This is a genomic window from Burkholderia sp. SJZ089, from assembly GCF_007828315.1.
Taxonomy (GTDB): domain Bacteria; phylum Pseudomonadota; class Gammaproteobacteria; order Burkholderiales; family Burkholderiaceae; genus Burkholderia; species Burkholderia gladioli.
In genome coordinates, this window is record NZ_VIUM01000010.1 from 75,290 (window position 1) to 89,027 (window position 13,738).

General features: G+C 64.2%; 14 protein-coding genes. All 14 read left to right on the plus strand.

From position 1 onward, the window contains the following. Nucleotides 1–167 precede the first annotated feature (167 nt). Nucleotides 168–2,138, plus strand: a complete 1,971-nt coding sequence (mnmG, locus tag FB600_RS19480) for a tRNA uridine-5-carboxymethylaminomethyl(34) synthesis enzyme MnmG (protein ID WP_145757287.1) — start codon at nt 168–170, stop codon at nt 2,136–2,138. Beyond that, on the plus strand, nt 2,135–2,824 hold the full coding sequence (gene rsmG / locus FB600_RS19485; protein WP_096749962.1) for a 16S rRNA (guanine(527)-N(7))-methyltransferase RsmG: 690 nt from the start codon (nt 2,135–2,137) through the stop codon (nt 2,822–2,824). Before mnmG ends, rsmG begins: the two co-directional genes overlap by 4 nt. A gap of 56 nt (nt 2,825–2,880) precedes the next feature. Beyond that, the gene (locus tag FB600_RS19490; RefSeq protein ID WP_013696165.1) at nt 2,881–3,651 is read left to right on the plus strand and encodes a ParA family protein; all 771 of its coding nucleotides are present in this window, start codon (nt 2,881–2,883) and stop codon (nt 3,649–3,651) included. A gap of 38 nt (nt 3,652–3,689) precedes the next feature. Next, on the plus strand, nt 3,690–4,577 hold the full coding sequence (locus tag FB600_RS19495) for a ParB/RepB/Spo0J family partition protein (RefSeq protein WP_013696166.1): 888 nt from the start codon (nt 3,690–3,692) through the stop codon (nt 4,575–4,577). Between the two features lie 7 nt (nt 4,578–4,584). Continuing rightward, nucleotides 4,585–5,718 carry an SLC13 family permease gene (locus tag FB600_RS19500; protein WP_046580203.1) on the plus strand — a complete coding sequence of 378 codons (1,134 nt, stop codon included), beginning with the start codon at nt 4,585–4,587 and terminating at the stop codon, nt 5,716–5,718. Between the two features lie 264 nt (nt 5,719–5,982). Continuing rightward, complete coding sequence (locus FB600_RS19505) at nt 5,983–6,513, plus strand: ATP synthase subunit I (RefSeq protein ID WP_096749961.1); 531 nt, start codon at nt 5,983–5,985, stop codon at nt 6,511–6,513. Nucleotides 6,514–6,674: 161 nt separating this feature from the next. Beyond that, entirely contained in the window at nt 6,675–7,526 is an 852-nt protein-coding gene (gene atpB, locus FB600_RS19510) for a F0F1 ATP synthase subunit A (protein WP_096749960.1), read from the plus strand. A gap of 76 nt (nt 7,527–7,602) precedes the next feature. After that, on the plus strand, nt 7,603–7,872 hold the full coding sequence (atpE, locus tag FB600_RS19515; RefSeq protein ID WP_013696170.1) for a F0F1 ATP synthase subunit C: 270 nt from the start codon (nt 7,603–7,605) through the stop codon (nt 7,870–7,872). 126 nt (nt 7,873–7,998) lie between these two features. Next, nucleotides 7,999–8,469: a F0F1 ATP synthase subunit B gene (locus FB600_RS19520; RefSeq protein ID WP_013696171.1), complete on the plus strand. Its 471-nt coding sequence runs from the start codon at nt 7,999–8,001 to the stop codon at nt 8,467–8,469. A 2-nt stretch (nt 8,470–8,471) separates the two neighbouring features. Beyond that, nucleotides 8,472–9,011 carry a F0F1 ATP synthase subunit delta gene (locus FB600_RS19525; RefSeq protein WP_046580205.1) on the plus strand — a complete coding sequence of 180 codons (540 nt, stop codon included), beginning with the start codon at nt 8,472–8,474 and terminating at the stop codon, nt 9,009–9,011. 44 nt (nt 9,012–9,055) lie between these two features. Beyond that, nucleotides 9,056–10,597, plus strand: coding sequence for a F0F1 ATP synthase subunit alpha (atpA, locus tag FB600_RS19530; RefSeq protein ID WP_036048690.1), 1,542 nt, complete (start codon nt 9,056–9,058; stop codon nt 10,595–10,597). 72 nt (nt 10,598–10,669) lie between these two features. Further along, nucleotides 10,670–11,548 (plus strand): F0F1 ATP synthase subunit gamma, encoded by an 879-nt coding sequence (gene atpG / locus FB600_RS19535; protein ID WP_013696174.1) that lies wholly within the window; start codon nt 10,670–10,672, stop codon nt 11,546–11,548. Nucleotides 11,549–11,620: 72 nt separating this feature from the next. Further along, on the plus strand, nt 11,621–13,015 hold the full coding sequence (gene atpD / locus FB600_RS19540) for a F0F1 ATP synthase subunit beta (protein WP_017917924.1): 1,395 nt from the start codon (nt 11,621–11,623) through the stop codon (nt 13,013–13,015). 159 nt (nt 13,016–13,174) lie between these two features. After that, complete coding sequence (locus FB600_RS19545; RefSeq protein ID WP_013696176.1) at nt 13,175–13,600, plus strand: F0F1 ATP synthase subunit epsilon; 426 nt, start codon at nt 13,175–13,177, stop codon at nt 13,598–13,600. Nucleotides 13,601–13,738 lie beyond the last annotated feature (138 nt).

Genomic DNA, 13,738 nt, shown 5'->3' on the forward strand with positions numbered 1-13,738 from the left:
GCGCTTGGAAGCGCCGGAGGTGTTGGGAAAATGCGGCGTGTTTCACGTGAAACACGCCGTTTTTGTTGATCGGCTGTTCGATCGATATTCGGGCCAAAAGCGAACCCGCTATAATTCGCCCCATACTTCTCTCTCAGGTTCGCGTACGTTCTGACGCGAAATCCGCAATGCTTTATCCCACTGAATTTGACGTGATCGTCGTCGGCGGCGGTCACGCCGGTACGGAAGCCGCTTTGGCTGCCGCACGCATGGGCGTGAAAACGCTGCTGCTGACCCACAATATCGAAACGCTTGGCCAGATGAGCTGCAACCCGTCGATTGGCGGGATCGGCAAGGGCCACTTGGTCAAGGAAGTCGATGCGCTCGGCGGCGCCATGGCAATTGCCACCGACGAAGCCGGCATCCAGTTTCGGATCCTGAATTCGTCCAAGGGCCCGGCCGTGCGCGCCACGCGAGCCCAGGCCGACCGTCTGCTCTACAAGCAGGCGATCCGCAGCCGTCTCGAGAATCAGCCGAATCTCTGGTTGTTCCAGCAAGCCGTCGACGACCTGATCGTCGAAGGTGAACGCGTGGTTGGCGCGGTGACGCAGATCGGCATTCGCTTCCGGGCGCGCGCCGTGGTACTGACCGCCGGCACCTTCCTCGACGGCAAGATCCACGTCGGCCTCAATAATCACACGGGTGGCCGGGCAGGGGATCCTGCCGCCGTCTCGCTTTCCTCGCGCCTCAAGGAACTGAAGCTACCGCAAGGCCGGCTCAAGACCGGTACGCCGCCGCGTATCGATGGCCGATCGATCGACTTCTCGAAGCTCGAGGAGCAGCCGGGCGACCTCGATCCGGTGCCGGTGTTCTCGTTCCTGGGCCGCGTCGAGATGCACCCGCGCCAGATGCCGTGCTGGGTCACGCATACCAACGAGCGCACGCACGACATCATCCGCAGCGGCCTCGATCGCTCGCCGATGTACACCGGCGTGATCGAGGGTGTTGGCCCGCGTTATTGCCCGTCGATCGAGGACAAGATTCACCGCTTTGCCTCGAAGGACTCGCACCAGATCTTCCTCGAACCGGAAGGGCTGACCACCAACGAGTTCTACCCGAATGGGATCTCGACCAGCCTGTCGTTCGACGTGCAGCTCGACCTGGTGCATTCGATGCGCGGCCTCGAGCATGCGCACATCCTGCGTCCCGGTTATGCAATCGAGTATGACTACTTCGATCCGCGCGGGCTGAAGGCTTCGCTGGAAACCAAGGCAATCGAAGGCCTGTTCTTCGCGGGCCAGATCAATGGCACGACGGGTTATGAAGAGGCGGCCGCGCAAGGGCTGCTGGCGGGTATCAACGCCGGCCGTTATGCCCAGGAGAAGGATGCCTGGTGCCCGCGTCGCGACGAGGCCTATCTGGGCGTGCTGGTCGACGATCTGGTTACACGCGGTGTGTCCGAGCCTTATCGGATGTTCACCAGCCGCGCCGAGTATCGCCTGAGCCTGCGTGAAGACAATGCCGACATGCGCCTGACCGAAATCGGTCGTGAACTGGGTGTGGTCGACGACGCACGCTGGGATGCGTTCTCGCGCAAGCGCGATGCTGTTTCACGTGAAACCGAACGTCTGCGTTCAACCTGGGTGACGCCGAAGACCTTGCCCGTGGAAGAGGCGACGGCGCTGCTCGGCAAGGCGATCGATCACGAGTACAGCCTGGCGGAATTGCTGCGTCGCCCCGGCGTGAGTTATGCCGGCGTCTGCGGTCTGCGCGGGGGAGAGTGCGGGCCGGCAGAGCCGCTCGCCGAGGATCCGGTGCTGTTGGCGCAGATCGAGGAACAGATCGAGATCGGCATCAAGTACCAGGGTTACATCGAGCGCCAGGCTGGCGAGATCGAGCGCAACGGCGCGCATGAAAATACCCGTCTGCCGGAAGGCATCGACTACGCCGAAGTGCGTGGCCTGTCCTTCGAGGCACGTCAAAAACTGAACCAGCATCGTCCCGAAACGATCGGCCAGGCGTCACGGATCTCGGGCATCACGCCGGCGGCGATCTCGCTACTGATGGTGCACCTGAAGCGCGGCCTGGGCCGTCGCGGCGCGTCGAGCGCGAACGGCGCGGGCGAAGCAGGGGGCAGCAACGTCCCGACCCAGCAATGACAGCGCGGCAACCGGTGGCGGGCTCGTCCCGCGAGGCGCTGCATGATCTGCTGAGCCAGGGACTCGATTCGCTCGGCATCGAACTCGAACAGGCGCAGGTCGACAAGCTGCTCGACTACGTGGCGCTGCTCGGCAAGTGGAATGCGGTCTACAACCTGACCGCGATTCGCGACCCGCGGCAGATGCTGATCCAGCACATCCTCGATTCGCTGTCGATCGTCCCGCATCTGCGCAAGCTCGATGTGAAGACGGCGCTCGATGTCGGTTCGGGCGGCGGCCTGCCCGGCATCGTGCTGGCGATCGTGTTCCCGCATTGGCAGGTCACGCTCAACGATATCGTCCACAAGAAGTCCGCATTCCAGACCCAGGCGAAGGCCGAGCTGAAGCTGGCCAATCTGTCGGTCGTCACTGGCCGCGTGGAATCGCTGCGTCCGGGCCACGAAGTACCGGGCCAGTTCGACGTGATCGTCTCTCGCGCCTTCGCGGATCTGTCGGATTTCGTGGTGCTCGCGCGGCATCTGGTGGCGCCGGGCGGAGCGATCTGGGCGATGAAGGGCGTGTTGCCCGAAGACGAGATCTCGCGCCTGCCGGCAGGCTCGCAAGTGCGCCAGACGATTCGGCTCGCGGTGCCCGCGCTCGACGCGGAACGGCACCTGATCGAAGTCGGCGTTGACGAAGCACAATGAAATTGGGGCGCGGTGAATCCGCGCCCGATGTCTTAAAAAAGAGGGACGAACCAACGATGGCAAAAATCTTCTGCGTGGCCAACCAGAAGGGGGGCGTCGGCAAGACGACGACGACAGTCAATCTCGCCGCGAGTCTCGCTGCCCAGCAGCAGCGCGTATTGCTGATCGATCTGGACCCGCAGGGCAATGCCACCATGGGCAGCGGCATCGACAAGGCGGCCTGCGAGTCGACCGTCTACGAGGTGCTGGTCGATGGCGTGAGCATCGAGCAGGCGCGCGTGCGTCCCGAGTCGCTCGACTACGACGTGCTGCCGGCGAATCGCGAACTGGCGGGCGCGGAGATCGAGCTGGTCGGCGTCGAGAATCGCGAGCGCCAGCTGAAGGCCGCGCTCGAGAAGGTCGCCGATCAATACGACTTCGTGCTGATCGACTGCCCGCCTGCGCTGTCGCTGCTGACGCTGAACGGGCTGTGCTCGGCGCACGGCGTGGTGATCCCGATGCAGTGCGAGTACTTCGCGCTGGAAGGGCTGTCCGACCTGGTCAACACCATCAAGCAGATCCACGCGAACCTGAATCGCGACCTGAAGGTGATCGGCCTGCTGCGCGTGATGTTCGATCCGCGCATCACGCTGCAGCAGCAGGTGTCCGACCAGTTGAAGGCGCACTTCGGCGACAAGGTGTTCGATGTCGTGATTCCGCGCAATGTGCGGCTTGCCGAGGCGCCCAGCTACGGGCTGCCGGGCGTGGTGTTCGACCGCGCTTCGCGCGGCGCGCAGGCGTACCTGCAGTTCGGCGCGGAAATGATCGAGCGGGTGAGGGCGCTTTGACGCGTCGTGCCAACGGACCAGCAAACGAGGGAAATGCGATGAATGCGGTAGCGAAGAAGAAAGGTCTGGGACGCGGGCTCGAAGCCCTGCTCGGCGGCAGCGCCGACATCACCGAATCGGTGAAGATCGAGGGCGCGCTGAACACGCTGTCGCTCGACAAGCTGCAGGCCGGCAAGTACCAGCCGCGCACGCGCATGGACGAGGGCGCGCTGCAGGAGCTCGCGGCCAGCATTCGTGCGCAGGGTGTGATGCAGCCGATCCTGGTGCGCCCGATCGGTGCCGAACGCTTCGAGATCATCGCCGGCGAACGCCGCTTCCGGGCCGCCCGCCTGGCCGGGCTCGCCGAGGTGCCGGTGCTGATCAAGGAGGTGACCGACCAGGCCGCCGCCGCGATGGCGCTGATCGAGAACATCCAGCGCGAGGATCTCAACCCGCTCGAGGAGGCGCATGGCATCCAGCGCCTGCTCGACGAATTCAGCTTCACGCACGAGCAGGCCGCCGAGGCGGTGGGGCGCTCGCGCAGCGCCGTGTCGAACCTGCTGCGCCTGCTGAACCTGGCCGCGCCGGTGCAGACCATGCTGCTGGCCGGCGATCTCGACATGGGCCACGCGCGCGCGCTGCTGGCCGTCGATGCGGCGACCCAGATCACGCTGGCTCACCAGGTGGTGAACCGCCGCCTGTCGGTGCGCGAGACCGAGAAGCTGGTCGCGCAGACCACCAAGGAAGCGCCGGCCCTGAAGGCCAAGGCCAAGGACGACGGCGGGCGCGACACGCGGCGCCTCGAGGAGGAGCTGTCCGACATGCTGGCCTCGAACGTGAAGATCAAGCTGGGCCGCCGCGGCCGCGGGCAATTGACGATCGACTTCGGCGATCTCGATGCGCTCGAGGGCATCCTCCTGCGCCTGCGCGGCAATATCGCAGCCTGAGGTGCCGATGAGCGAAGTTCGCGGGTGGCTTGCCCCGCGCCGCTGGTTCGCCTTCGTCGCGAACGAGCCGGTGCTGTCGATCCTCGTCCTTGCCCTGGTGGTGCTGCAGGTCGCGCGGCCGCAACCGGCGCTCGCGCTCGCGCGGCTGGTCGACTGGCAGACCGTCGCCACGCTGGCCGGCCTGCTGATGGTGACCAAGGCGCTTGAGTTGTCGGGCTTCCTGATGTGGCTCGCGCATCGCATCGTGCATCACGTGCGCAGCGAGCGCTCGCTGGCGATGCTGCTGATCGTGTTCGCGGCCGTGCTCGCCACCTGGCTCACCAACGACGTTGCCCTGTTCGTGGCGGTGCCGCTGGTGGTGTCCCTGCAACGGCTCACGCCCCTGCCATTCAAGCGGCTGGTGATCTGCCTGGCGATCGCCGTCAACGCCGGCTCGATCGCCACGCCGCTCGGCAATCCCCAGAACCTGTTTCTCTGGCAGCGCAGTGGTGCGTCATTTGGTCGCTTCGTGCTCGAACTGGGACCGCTCGCGCTGATCACGATGCTGATGCTGCTCTTGCTGGCAGCTTGCATGTTCCGTTCAAAACCGCTCGATTTCTCTGGCGACACCGAGGCGCACGCGGTGCGCCGGCCGCTCGCGATCACCGCGGCGGTGCTGTTCGCGGGCTTCGTGCTGGCCGCCGACGCGCACTACGCGGTGCCGGGCGTGATCGCGGTGGCGGTGCTGCTGCTGGCGATTCGGCGCGACGCGGTGCTGCGCATCGACTGGCTGCTGCTGCTGATCTTCGTGCTGATGTTCATCGTGCTGCGCAGCGCGGCGGCCTTGCCGGTGGTGCACGACACGGTGGCCGGGCTCGGCCTGGACGCGCCGCTTCGCCTTTATACGGCGGGCGCGGTGCTGTCGCAGGGCATCAGCAACGTGCCGGCGGCGATCCTGCTTTCCGAGTTCGGCGGCGATTGGCGCGCGCTCGCCTTCGGCGTCAGCGTGGGCGGTTTCGGTTTCGCGGTCGGCTCGCTGGCGAACCTGATCGCGGTGCGCCTGGCGAAGACGCCGGGCCTCTGGGGACCGTTCCATCTGGTGTGCATACCCTTCGGCCTGATCGCCTTCGCGATAGGCGGGCTCTGGTTGCATTTCGTCTAGCTGTCGCGTTCGGTGTTTCGACTGCCGAAGCGGAACGAAAACAAGCTGTAAGGTGCGCGTTCCGAGCACCTTACAACTGTTGTCTGACGTCGGAAATTGACGCGATTTTCCACGCAACTCGCCGCGATTTCGTGGTGTTTTTGTCGCCTGCAAAACCTTGAATCGCTTGCGGGTATCGCTTACAATCGCTCGGATTTGTTAGCACGGCCAGCCCGAAGGCTTTTTGAAAGCTGGAAGCTTACGGCGATTTAGCGGAAGACGAAGATGGCGGGTCAAGCGCCGGAAGGCAGGCACGACGATCATCGCCACGCGCAGCAGGTCGCTGGCGTGCAGCGGCACGGTGTTCCACACGCGGAAGACGATTGGGAAGCCGGGCAGCAGGATAACAATATCGTTCCGCTCACGCGGGCCGAGGCTGAAGCGCTGTTCGGTCCGGACGTGAGCCGGCCATCTCGCGTCACCCCGTTTCGGGTGGTGATCGCGCAGGTGGTCTTGTCCCTGGTTGCAACGCTGGCGTGGTGGCTGTTTTCAAAGTCGCCGGGTGCCGCTGCGCAATCGGCAATGCTGGGCGGAGCGATCGGCTGGGTACCGAGTGCGGTGTTTGCAGCGAGACTGAGGTTCGGCGGTGCGAACACCGTGATGGGCTGGATGTTCGGCGAGGCGCTGAAGCTGGGCGTGACGATTGCGATGTTCACCGCGGTGGCGCTCCGGTTCCCGGACGTGCACTGGGTGCCGCTGCTCGTCACCTATCTCGTCGCACTGAAGACCTACTGGCTCGCACTCGCCTGGCGGTAAAGCATCTTGCGGCAAATCGATGTCGGATTTCGACGCATACGCGACGCATCGTGTGCAAGTATCGCAGTTCGACTCGAGGTTGCGCTCTCGTGTTCCCGCAATAATTTCTTGCGGTAATACGTAAAACAACGATTTTCGACAATTGGGTGGCATTAACGACTATGGCAGCTAGCGAAGGCACGCACGCTCTGGATCCGTCCGAGTACATTGCGCACCACTTGCAGAACTTCACCTCCTCGCATCAGACGTCGATCGTCGACTTCCATGTGTGGAATCTCGATACGCTGTTCTGGTCGATCGTCTGTGGTCTCGTGACCATCCTGGTGCTGCGCCTTGCTGCTCGCAAGGCCACGCCGGGCGTGCCGGGCCGCTTCCAGTGCCTGATCGAGATGATCGTCGAGATGGTCGAGGATCAATCGAAGGCGGTGGTGCACGGCAACCGCACCTTCATCGCGCCGCTGGCCCTGACGGTGTTCGTCTGGGTGCTGCTGATGAACTCCCTCGACTTCCTCCCCGTCGACCTCCCGGGCCGCGTGATCGGCGTGCTGGGCCTGGCCGGCGTGATCCCCAATCACCGCATCGTCCCCACCGCCGACCTGAACGGCACGCTCGGCATCGCGCTCGGCGTGTTCATCCTGATGCTCTACTACAGCATCAAGATCAAGGGCGTCGGCGGCTTCGCGCACGAGCTGGTCTCGGCACCGTTCGGCGCGCACCCGCTGCTGTGGATCCCGAACCTTGCGTTGAACATCGTCGAATACGTCGCCAAGACCGTTTCGCTCGGCATGCGGCTGTTCGGCAACATGTACGCGGGTGAGCTGGTGTTCCTGCTGATCGCTCTGCTGGGCAGCATGTGGAGCTTCGGCGGCGACGCGACGGTTCTCGGTTTCGTCGGTCACGTGATCGCGGGCAGCGTCTGGGCAATCTTCCACATCCTGATTGTTCTGTTGCAGGCATTCATCTTCATGATGCTGACGCTGGTGTATCTCGGCCAGGCGCACGAATCGCACTGAGCGGGCGTCCGGTAGAAGAGTCTTCGTTTTTCGTTTTTAAATCTCTAGTTCCAAGTCTTTTCACATAGGAGTGATCATGCAAGCTTTCATCGCCAACATCCAGGGTCTGACCGCTATCGGTATCGGCATCATCATCGGCCTGGGTGCCGTCGGCGCCTGTATCGGTATCGGCCTGATGGGTGGCAAGTACATCGAAGCCTGCGCACGTCAGCCCGAGCTGATCAACCCGCTGCAAACCAAGATGTTCCTGCTGGCTGGCCTGATCGACGCGGCATTCCTGATCGGTGTTGGCGTGGCGATGCTGTTCGCGTTCGCGAACCCGCTCCTGTCGAAGCTCGCAGGCTAAGGTTCCCCGGAAATATTGCGCCCGCATGGCGGGCGCAGGGCGGAACGGAGACCGGGCGCTGATCGGATGCAACTCGATGAGCGCCTTACCGTTTCTTTTTCCCGGATAGCAGACTAAGGAAACACCGTGAATCTCAACGCAACCCTGTTTGCGCAAATGGTCGTGTTCCTGATCCTCGCGTGGTTCACGATGAAGTTCGTGTGGCCGCCGCTGATCAACGCACTCGACGAACGCGCGAAGAAGATTGCCGACGGTCTCGCCGCAGCGGAAAAGGGCAAGGCGGAACTCGCAGCGGCGCACAAGGCCGCTGACCAGGAGCTCGCGCAAGCCCGCACCGACGGACAGCAACGCATCGCCGACGCCGAAAAGCGCGCGATCGCCGTCGCGGACGAAATCAAGGCGAACGCGCAGGCCGAAGCGGCCCGCATCGTCGCCCAGGCGAAGGCCGACGCCGAACAGCAAATCGTGAAGGCCCGTGAACTGCTGCGCGCGGATGTCGCGACGCTGGCCGTCAAGGGCGCCGAACAGATCCTGAAGCGCGAAGTCGACCAGGCGGCCCACGCCGAACTGCTGAATCAACTGAAAGCCGAGCTCTGATCATGGCCGAATTTGCAACCATCGCCCGCCCTTACGCAGAAGCGCTGTTTCGCGTGGCCGAGGCTGGTGACGTCGCCGCCTGGTCCACCCTCGTCAAGGAGCTGGCCCAGGTTGCGCAACTGCCCGAAGTCCAGTCCGTCGCGTCCAGCCCGAAGGTCGGGCGCGAACAGGTCGTCGAACTGCTGATTGCCGCGGTGAAGTCGCCGCTGGCGAGCGGCACGGAAGCGAAGAACTTCGTGCGGATGCTGGTCGACAATCACCGCACCGTGTTGCTGCCGGAGATCGCCGTGCAATTCGAGGCGCTGAAGAATGCGCGCGAAGGCGCCGCCGACGTGCAGATCGTCAGCGCGTTTCCGCTCGAAGGCGCGCCGCTCGCCGAGCTGCTCGCGAGCCTCGAACGGAAATTCGCACGCAAGCTGAAGCCGACGGTCGAGGTCGACCCGTCGTTGATCGGCGGCGTGCGCGTGACGGTCGGCGACGAAGTGCTCGACACCTCGGTGCGCGCGCGGCTGGTCAGCATGCAAAGCGCACTGACCGCCTGAGCGCCGCAGCCGGCACGCAACAGAATTGAACATCAGGAGCGAATATGCAACTCAATCCCTCTGAGATCAGCGAGCTGATCAAGAGCCGGATCCAGGGCCTTGAAGCGAGCGCGGACGTTCGCAACCAGGGCACCGTGATCTCCGTGACGGACGGCATCGTGCGCATCCACGGCCTGTCGGACGTGATGCAGGGCGAAATGCTCGAATTCCCGGGCAACACCTTCGGCCTCGCGCTGAACCTCGAGCGCGACTCGGTCGGCGCGGTGATCCTGGGCGACTACGGCCACATCTCCGAAGGCAACATCGTCAAGACGACGGGTCGCATTCTGGAAGTGCCGGTCGGTCCCGAACTGATCGGCCGCGTGGTCGATGCGCTCGGCAACCCGATCGACGGCAAGGGCCCCGTCAACGCCAAGGCCACCGACGCGATCGAGAAGATCGCTCCGGGCGTGATCTGGCGTCATGGCGTGTCGCAGCCGGTGCAGACCGGCGTGAAGTCGATCGACGCGATGGTGCCGATCGGCCGCGGCCAGCGCGAGCTGATCATCGGCGACCGCCAGACCGGCAAGACCGCCGTGGCGCTCGACACGATCATCAACCAGAAGGGCAAGGACCTCGTCTGTATCTACGTCGCGATCGGCCAGAAGGCTTCGTCGATCATGAACGTGGTGCGCAAGCTCGAGGAAACCGGCGCGATGGAATACACCATCGTGGTGTCGGCCTCGGCTTCGGATTCGGCCGCGATGCAGTACCTCGCGCCGTATGCCGGCTGCACGATGGGCGAATACTTCCGCGATCGCGGTCAAGACGCCCTGATCATCTATGACGATCTGACCAAGCAAGCCTGGGCTTATCGCCAGATCTCGCTGCTGCTGCGCCGCCCGCCGGGCCGCGAAGCCTATCCCGGGGACGTGTTCTATCTCCACTCGCGTCTGCTCGAGCGCGCCGCGCGCGTCTCGGAAGAGTACGTCGAGAAGTTCACGAACGGCGAAGTGAAGGGCAAGACCGGTTCGCTGACGGCCCTGCCGATCATCGAAACGCAGGCAGGCGACGTCACGGCCTTCGTGCCGACCAACGTGATCTCGATCACGGACGGCCAGATCTTCCTGGAAACCGACCTGTTCAACGCGGGCATTCGTCCGGCAATCAACGCCGGCGTGTCGGTGTCGCGAGTCGGTGGCGCCGCGCAGACCAACGTCGTGAAGAAGCTCTCGGGCGGTATCCGTACCGACCTGGCGCAGTACCGCGAGCTGGCTGCCTTCGCGCAGTTCGCCTCGGACCTGGATGCCGCCACGCGCAAGCAGCTCGAGCGCGGCCGCCGCGTCACGGAACTGCTCAAGCAGCCGCAGTACCAGCCGCTGCAGGTCTGGGAACTGGCCGTCGCGCTGTTCTCGGCGAACAACGGCTATCTCGACGACGTCGAGGTGAAGGACGTGCTCGCCTTCGAGAAGGGCCTGCGCGAGTACCTGAAGACCAGCCACGCCGACCTGATCAAGCGTATCGAAGACACCAAGGCTTTGTCGAAGGAAGACGACGGCGCGCTGCACGAAGCGCTGAAGTCCTTCAAGAAGTCGGGCGCCTATTGATCCGCGAGGGATACCTCGAGGCGATGCCAGGCGCGTGAGCGCTGAGGCATCGCTTCGGTCAAGGAGCAAGCAATGGCTGGAATGAAGGAAATCCGCGGCAAGATCAAGAGCGTGCAGAACACGCGCAAGATCACCAAGGCGATGGAAATGGTCGCGGCATCGAAGATGCGCCGCGCGCAGGAACGCATGCGCGCGGCCCGTCCCTATGCCGACAAGGTCCGCGCGATCGCCGCGCACATGAGCCGCGCGAACCCGGAATACCGCCACCCGTTCATGGTGGCGAACGAGGAATCGAAGACGGCTGGCCTGATTCTCGTCACGACCGACAAGGGTCTGTGCGGCGGCCTGAACACCAACGTGCTGCGCACGACGGTGAGCAAGCTGAAGGAGCTCGAGAAGCAGGGCCAGAAGTTCGAGGCCACCGCGATCGGCAACAAGGGCCTCGGCTTCCTGAACCGCGTCGGCGGCAAGGTGGTCTCGCAGGTCGTCCAGCTCGGCGATACGCCGCACCTGGACAAGTTGATCGGCGCCGTGAAGGTGCAGCTCGACGCGTACTCGGAAGGCAAGCTGTCGGCCGTCTACATCGCCTACACGCGCTTCATCAACACGATGAAGCAGGAAGCGGTGATCGAGCAGCTGCTGCCGCTGTCGGCCGAGCACTTCGAGAACGGCGCGGACGGTACGCCCAAGACCTCGTGGGACTACATCTACGAACCGGATGCGCAGGCGGTGGTCGACGAGCTGCTGGTGCGCTACGTCGAGGCGCTGGTTTACCAGGCAGTGGCGGAAAACATGGCGTCCGAGCAATCGGCGCGAATGGTCGCGATGAAGGCTGCGTCCGACAATGCGAAGACCGTGATCAGCGAGCTTCAGCTGTCGTACAACAAGAGCCGGCAGGCCGCGATCACGAAGGAGCTGTCGGAGATCGTCGGCGGTGCCGCCGCGGTGTAAGCGGCTCAGCGACCGTTGCCTCGAAACTGCGCCCTTGCGCGAGTAAAGAATCAGGTATTGAAAGGAAAAGCGATGAGTACTACTGCTTTGGTAGAAGGCAAGATCGTACAGTGCATCGGCGCCGTTATCGACGTGGAATTCCCGCGCGACAGCATGCCGAAGATCTACGACGCGCTCACTCTGGATGGCTCGGAACTGACGCTCGAAGTCCAGCAGCAGCTGGGTGACGGCATCGTCCGCACCATCTGTCTAGGTGCCTCCGACGGCCTGCGCCGCGGCGTGGCGGTGAAGAACACCGGCAAGCCGATCTCGGTGCCGGTCGGCAAGCCGACCCTCGGCCGCATCATGGACGTGCTGGGTCGTCCGATCGACGAGGCCGGCCCGATCGAGAGCGAGCATCAGCGCTCGATCCACCAGAAGGCACCGGCGTTCGACGAACTGTCGCCGTCGACCGAACTGCTCGAAACCGGCATCAAGGTGATCGACCTGGTCTGCCCGTTCGCCAAGGGCGGCAAGGTCGGCCTGTTCGGCGGCGCCGGCGTGGGCAAGACCGTCAACATGATGGAGCTCATCAACAACATCGCGAAGGAACACGGCGGTTACTCCGTGTTCGCGGGCGTGGGCGAGCGTACCCGTGAAGGGAACGACTTCTACCACGAGATGAAGGACTCCAACGTGCTGGACAAGGTCGCGCTGGTCTACGGCCAGATGAACGAGCCGCCGGGCAACCGTCTGCGCGTGGCGCTGACCGGCCTGACGATGGCCGAGCACTTCCGTGACGAAGGCCTCGACGTGCTGTTCTTCGTCGACAACATCTACCGTTTCACGCTGGCCGGTACCGAAGTGTCGGCACTGCTGGGCCGGATGCCGTCGGCGGTGGGTTACCAGCCGACGCTGGCCGAGGAAATGGGCAAGCTGCAGGAACGCATCACGTCGACCAAGACCGGCTCGATCACGTCCGTGCAGGCCGTGTACGTTCCGGCGGATGACTTGACCGATCCGTCGCCGGCCACCACCTTCGGCCACCTGGACGCCACCGTCGTGCTGTCGCGTGACATCGCCTCGCTGGGTATCTACCCGGCCGTCGATCCGCTCGACTCGACCTCGCGCCAGATCGACCCGAACGTGATCGGCGAAGAGCACTACACGATCACGCGCGGCGTGCAGCAGACGCTGCAGCGCTACAAGGAACTGCGCGACATCATCGCAATCCTGGGCATGGACGAACTGTCGCCGGAAGACAAGCAGACGGTCGCCCGCGCACGGAAGATCCAGCGCTTCCTGTCGCAGCCGTTCCACGTCGCGGAAGTGTTCACGGGCGCGCCGGGCAAGTACGTGCCGCTGAAGGAAACGATCCGTGGCTTCAAGATGATCGTCGAAGGCGAGTGCGACCACCTGCCGGAACAGGCGTTCTACATGGTCGGCACGATCGACGAAGCCTTCGAGAAGGCCAAGAAGATCCAGTAAGGTCAGGGTGAGTGGCAGGCGCGTGCCGCCTGCGCCGGTGCTTCGGTCGATTTCGGCTGGAGCGCTTGCGCGAGGCGCGCTGCCTGCAACACGCTCGACCTGCCGTGCATGGGACGGGCAGCGGCGCGCCAGCGCCGGGGTCCGTCGACAGGAGTCCATATGGCAACCATCAAAGTAGACGTCGTCAGCGCGGAAGAGGAAATCTTCTCGGGCCAGGCGAAGTTCGTCGCGCTGCCGGGCGAATCGGGTGAGCTGGGCATTCTGCCCGGCCACACGCCGCTCATCACCCGGATTCGTCCGGGCGCGGTGCGCATCGAATCGGAAGGCGGTCAGGACGAATTCGTGTTCGTCGCCGGCGGCATTCTCGAAGTGCAACCGGGCGCCGTGACCGTGCTCGCCGACACCGCGATTCGCGGCCGGGATCTCGACGCCGCGAAGGCCGAGGAAGCGAAGCGTCGTGCCGAGGAAACGCTGCAGAACGCGAAGTCGGATATCGACCTCGCGAAGGCGCAGTCGGAACTCGCCACGGCGATGGCGCAGCTCGAGGCTATCCAGCGTCTTGCCAAGATCCGCAGCAAGAACTGAAGCGTCGGTGCCTCGTGCACCGGCAGGAAGAAGCAGCCTCCGGGCTGCTTTTTTTTCGTCCGGGTTTTCGCCCCGCCGTTGCTGCTGCCGCGAGACGCGGGCCGCGCTAACCCCGATGTCAGCCGATTGTCAGCCGGT

Excerpts from the sequence above, each read along its gene's own strand:
- mnmG (WP_145757287.1), top strand. The coding sequence starts at position 168 with ATGCTTTATCCCACTGAATTTGACGTGATCGTCGTCGGCGGCGGTCAC.
- rsmG (WP_096749962.1), top strand. The coding sequence starts at position 2,135 with ATGACAGCGCGGCAACCGGTGGCGGGCTCGTCCCGCGAGGCGCTGCAT.
- FB600_RS19490 (WP_013696165.1), top strand. The coding sequence starts at position 2,881 with ATGGCAAAAATCTTCTGCGTGGCCAACCAGAAGGGGGGCGTCGGCAAG.
- FB600_RS19495 (WP_013696166.1), top strand. The coding sequence starts at position 3,690 with ATGAATGCGGTAGCGAAGAAGAAAGGTCTGGGACGCGGGCTCGAAGCC.
- FB600_RS19500 (WP_046580203.1), top strand. The coding sequence starts at position 4,585 with ATGAGCGAAGTTCGCGGGTGGCTTGCCCCGCGCCGCTGGTTCGCCTTC.
- FB600_RS19505 (WP_096749961.1), top strand. The coding sequence starts at position 5,983 with ATGGCGGGTCAAGCGCCGGAAGGCAGGCACGACGATCATCGCCACGCG.
- atpB (WP_096749960.1), top strand. The coding sequence starts at position 6,675 with ATGGCAGCTAGCGAAGGCACGCACGCTCTGGATCCGTCCGAGTACATT.
- atpE (WP_013696170.1), top strand. The coding sequence starts at position 7,603 with ATGCAAGCTTTCATCGCCAACATCCAGGGTCTGACCGCTATCGGTATC.
- FB600_RS19525 (WP_046580205.1), top strand. The coding sequence starts at position 8,472 with ATGGCCGAATTTGCAACCATCGCCCGCCCTTACGCAGAAGCGCTGTTT.
- atpA (WP_036048690.1), top strand. The coding sequence starts at position 9,056 with ATGCAACTCAATCCCTCTGAGATCAGCGAGCTGATCAAGAGCCGGATC.
- atpG (WP_013696174.1), top strand. The coding sequence starts at position 10,670 with ATGGCTGGAATGAAGGAAATCCGCGGCAAGATCAAGAGCGTGCAGAAC.
- atpD (WP_017917924.1), top strand. The coding sequence starts at position 11,621 with ATGAGTACTACTGCTTTGGTAGAAGGCAAGATCGTACAGTGCATCGGC.
- FB600_RS19545 (WP_013696176.1), top strand. The coding sequence starts at position 13,175 with ATGGCAACCATCAAAGTAGACGTCGTCAGCGCGGAAGAGGAAATCTTC.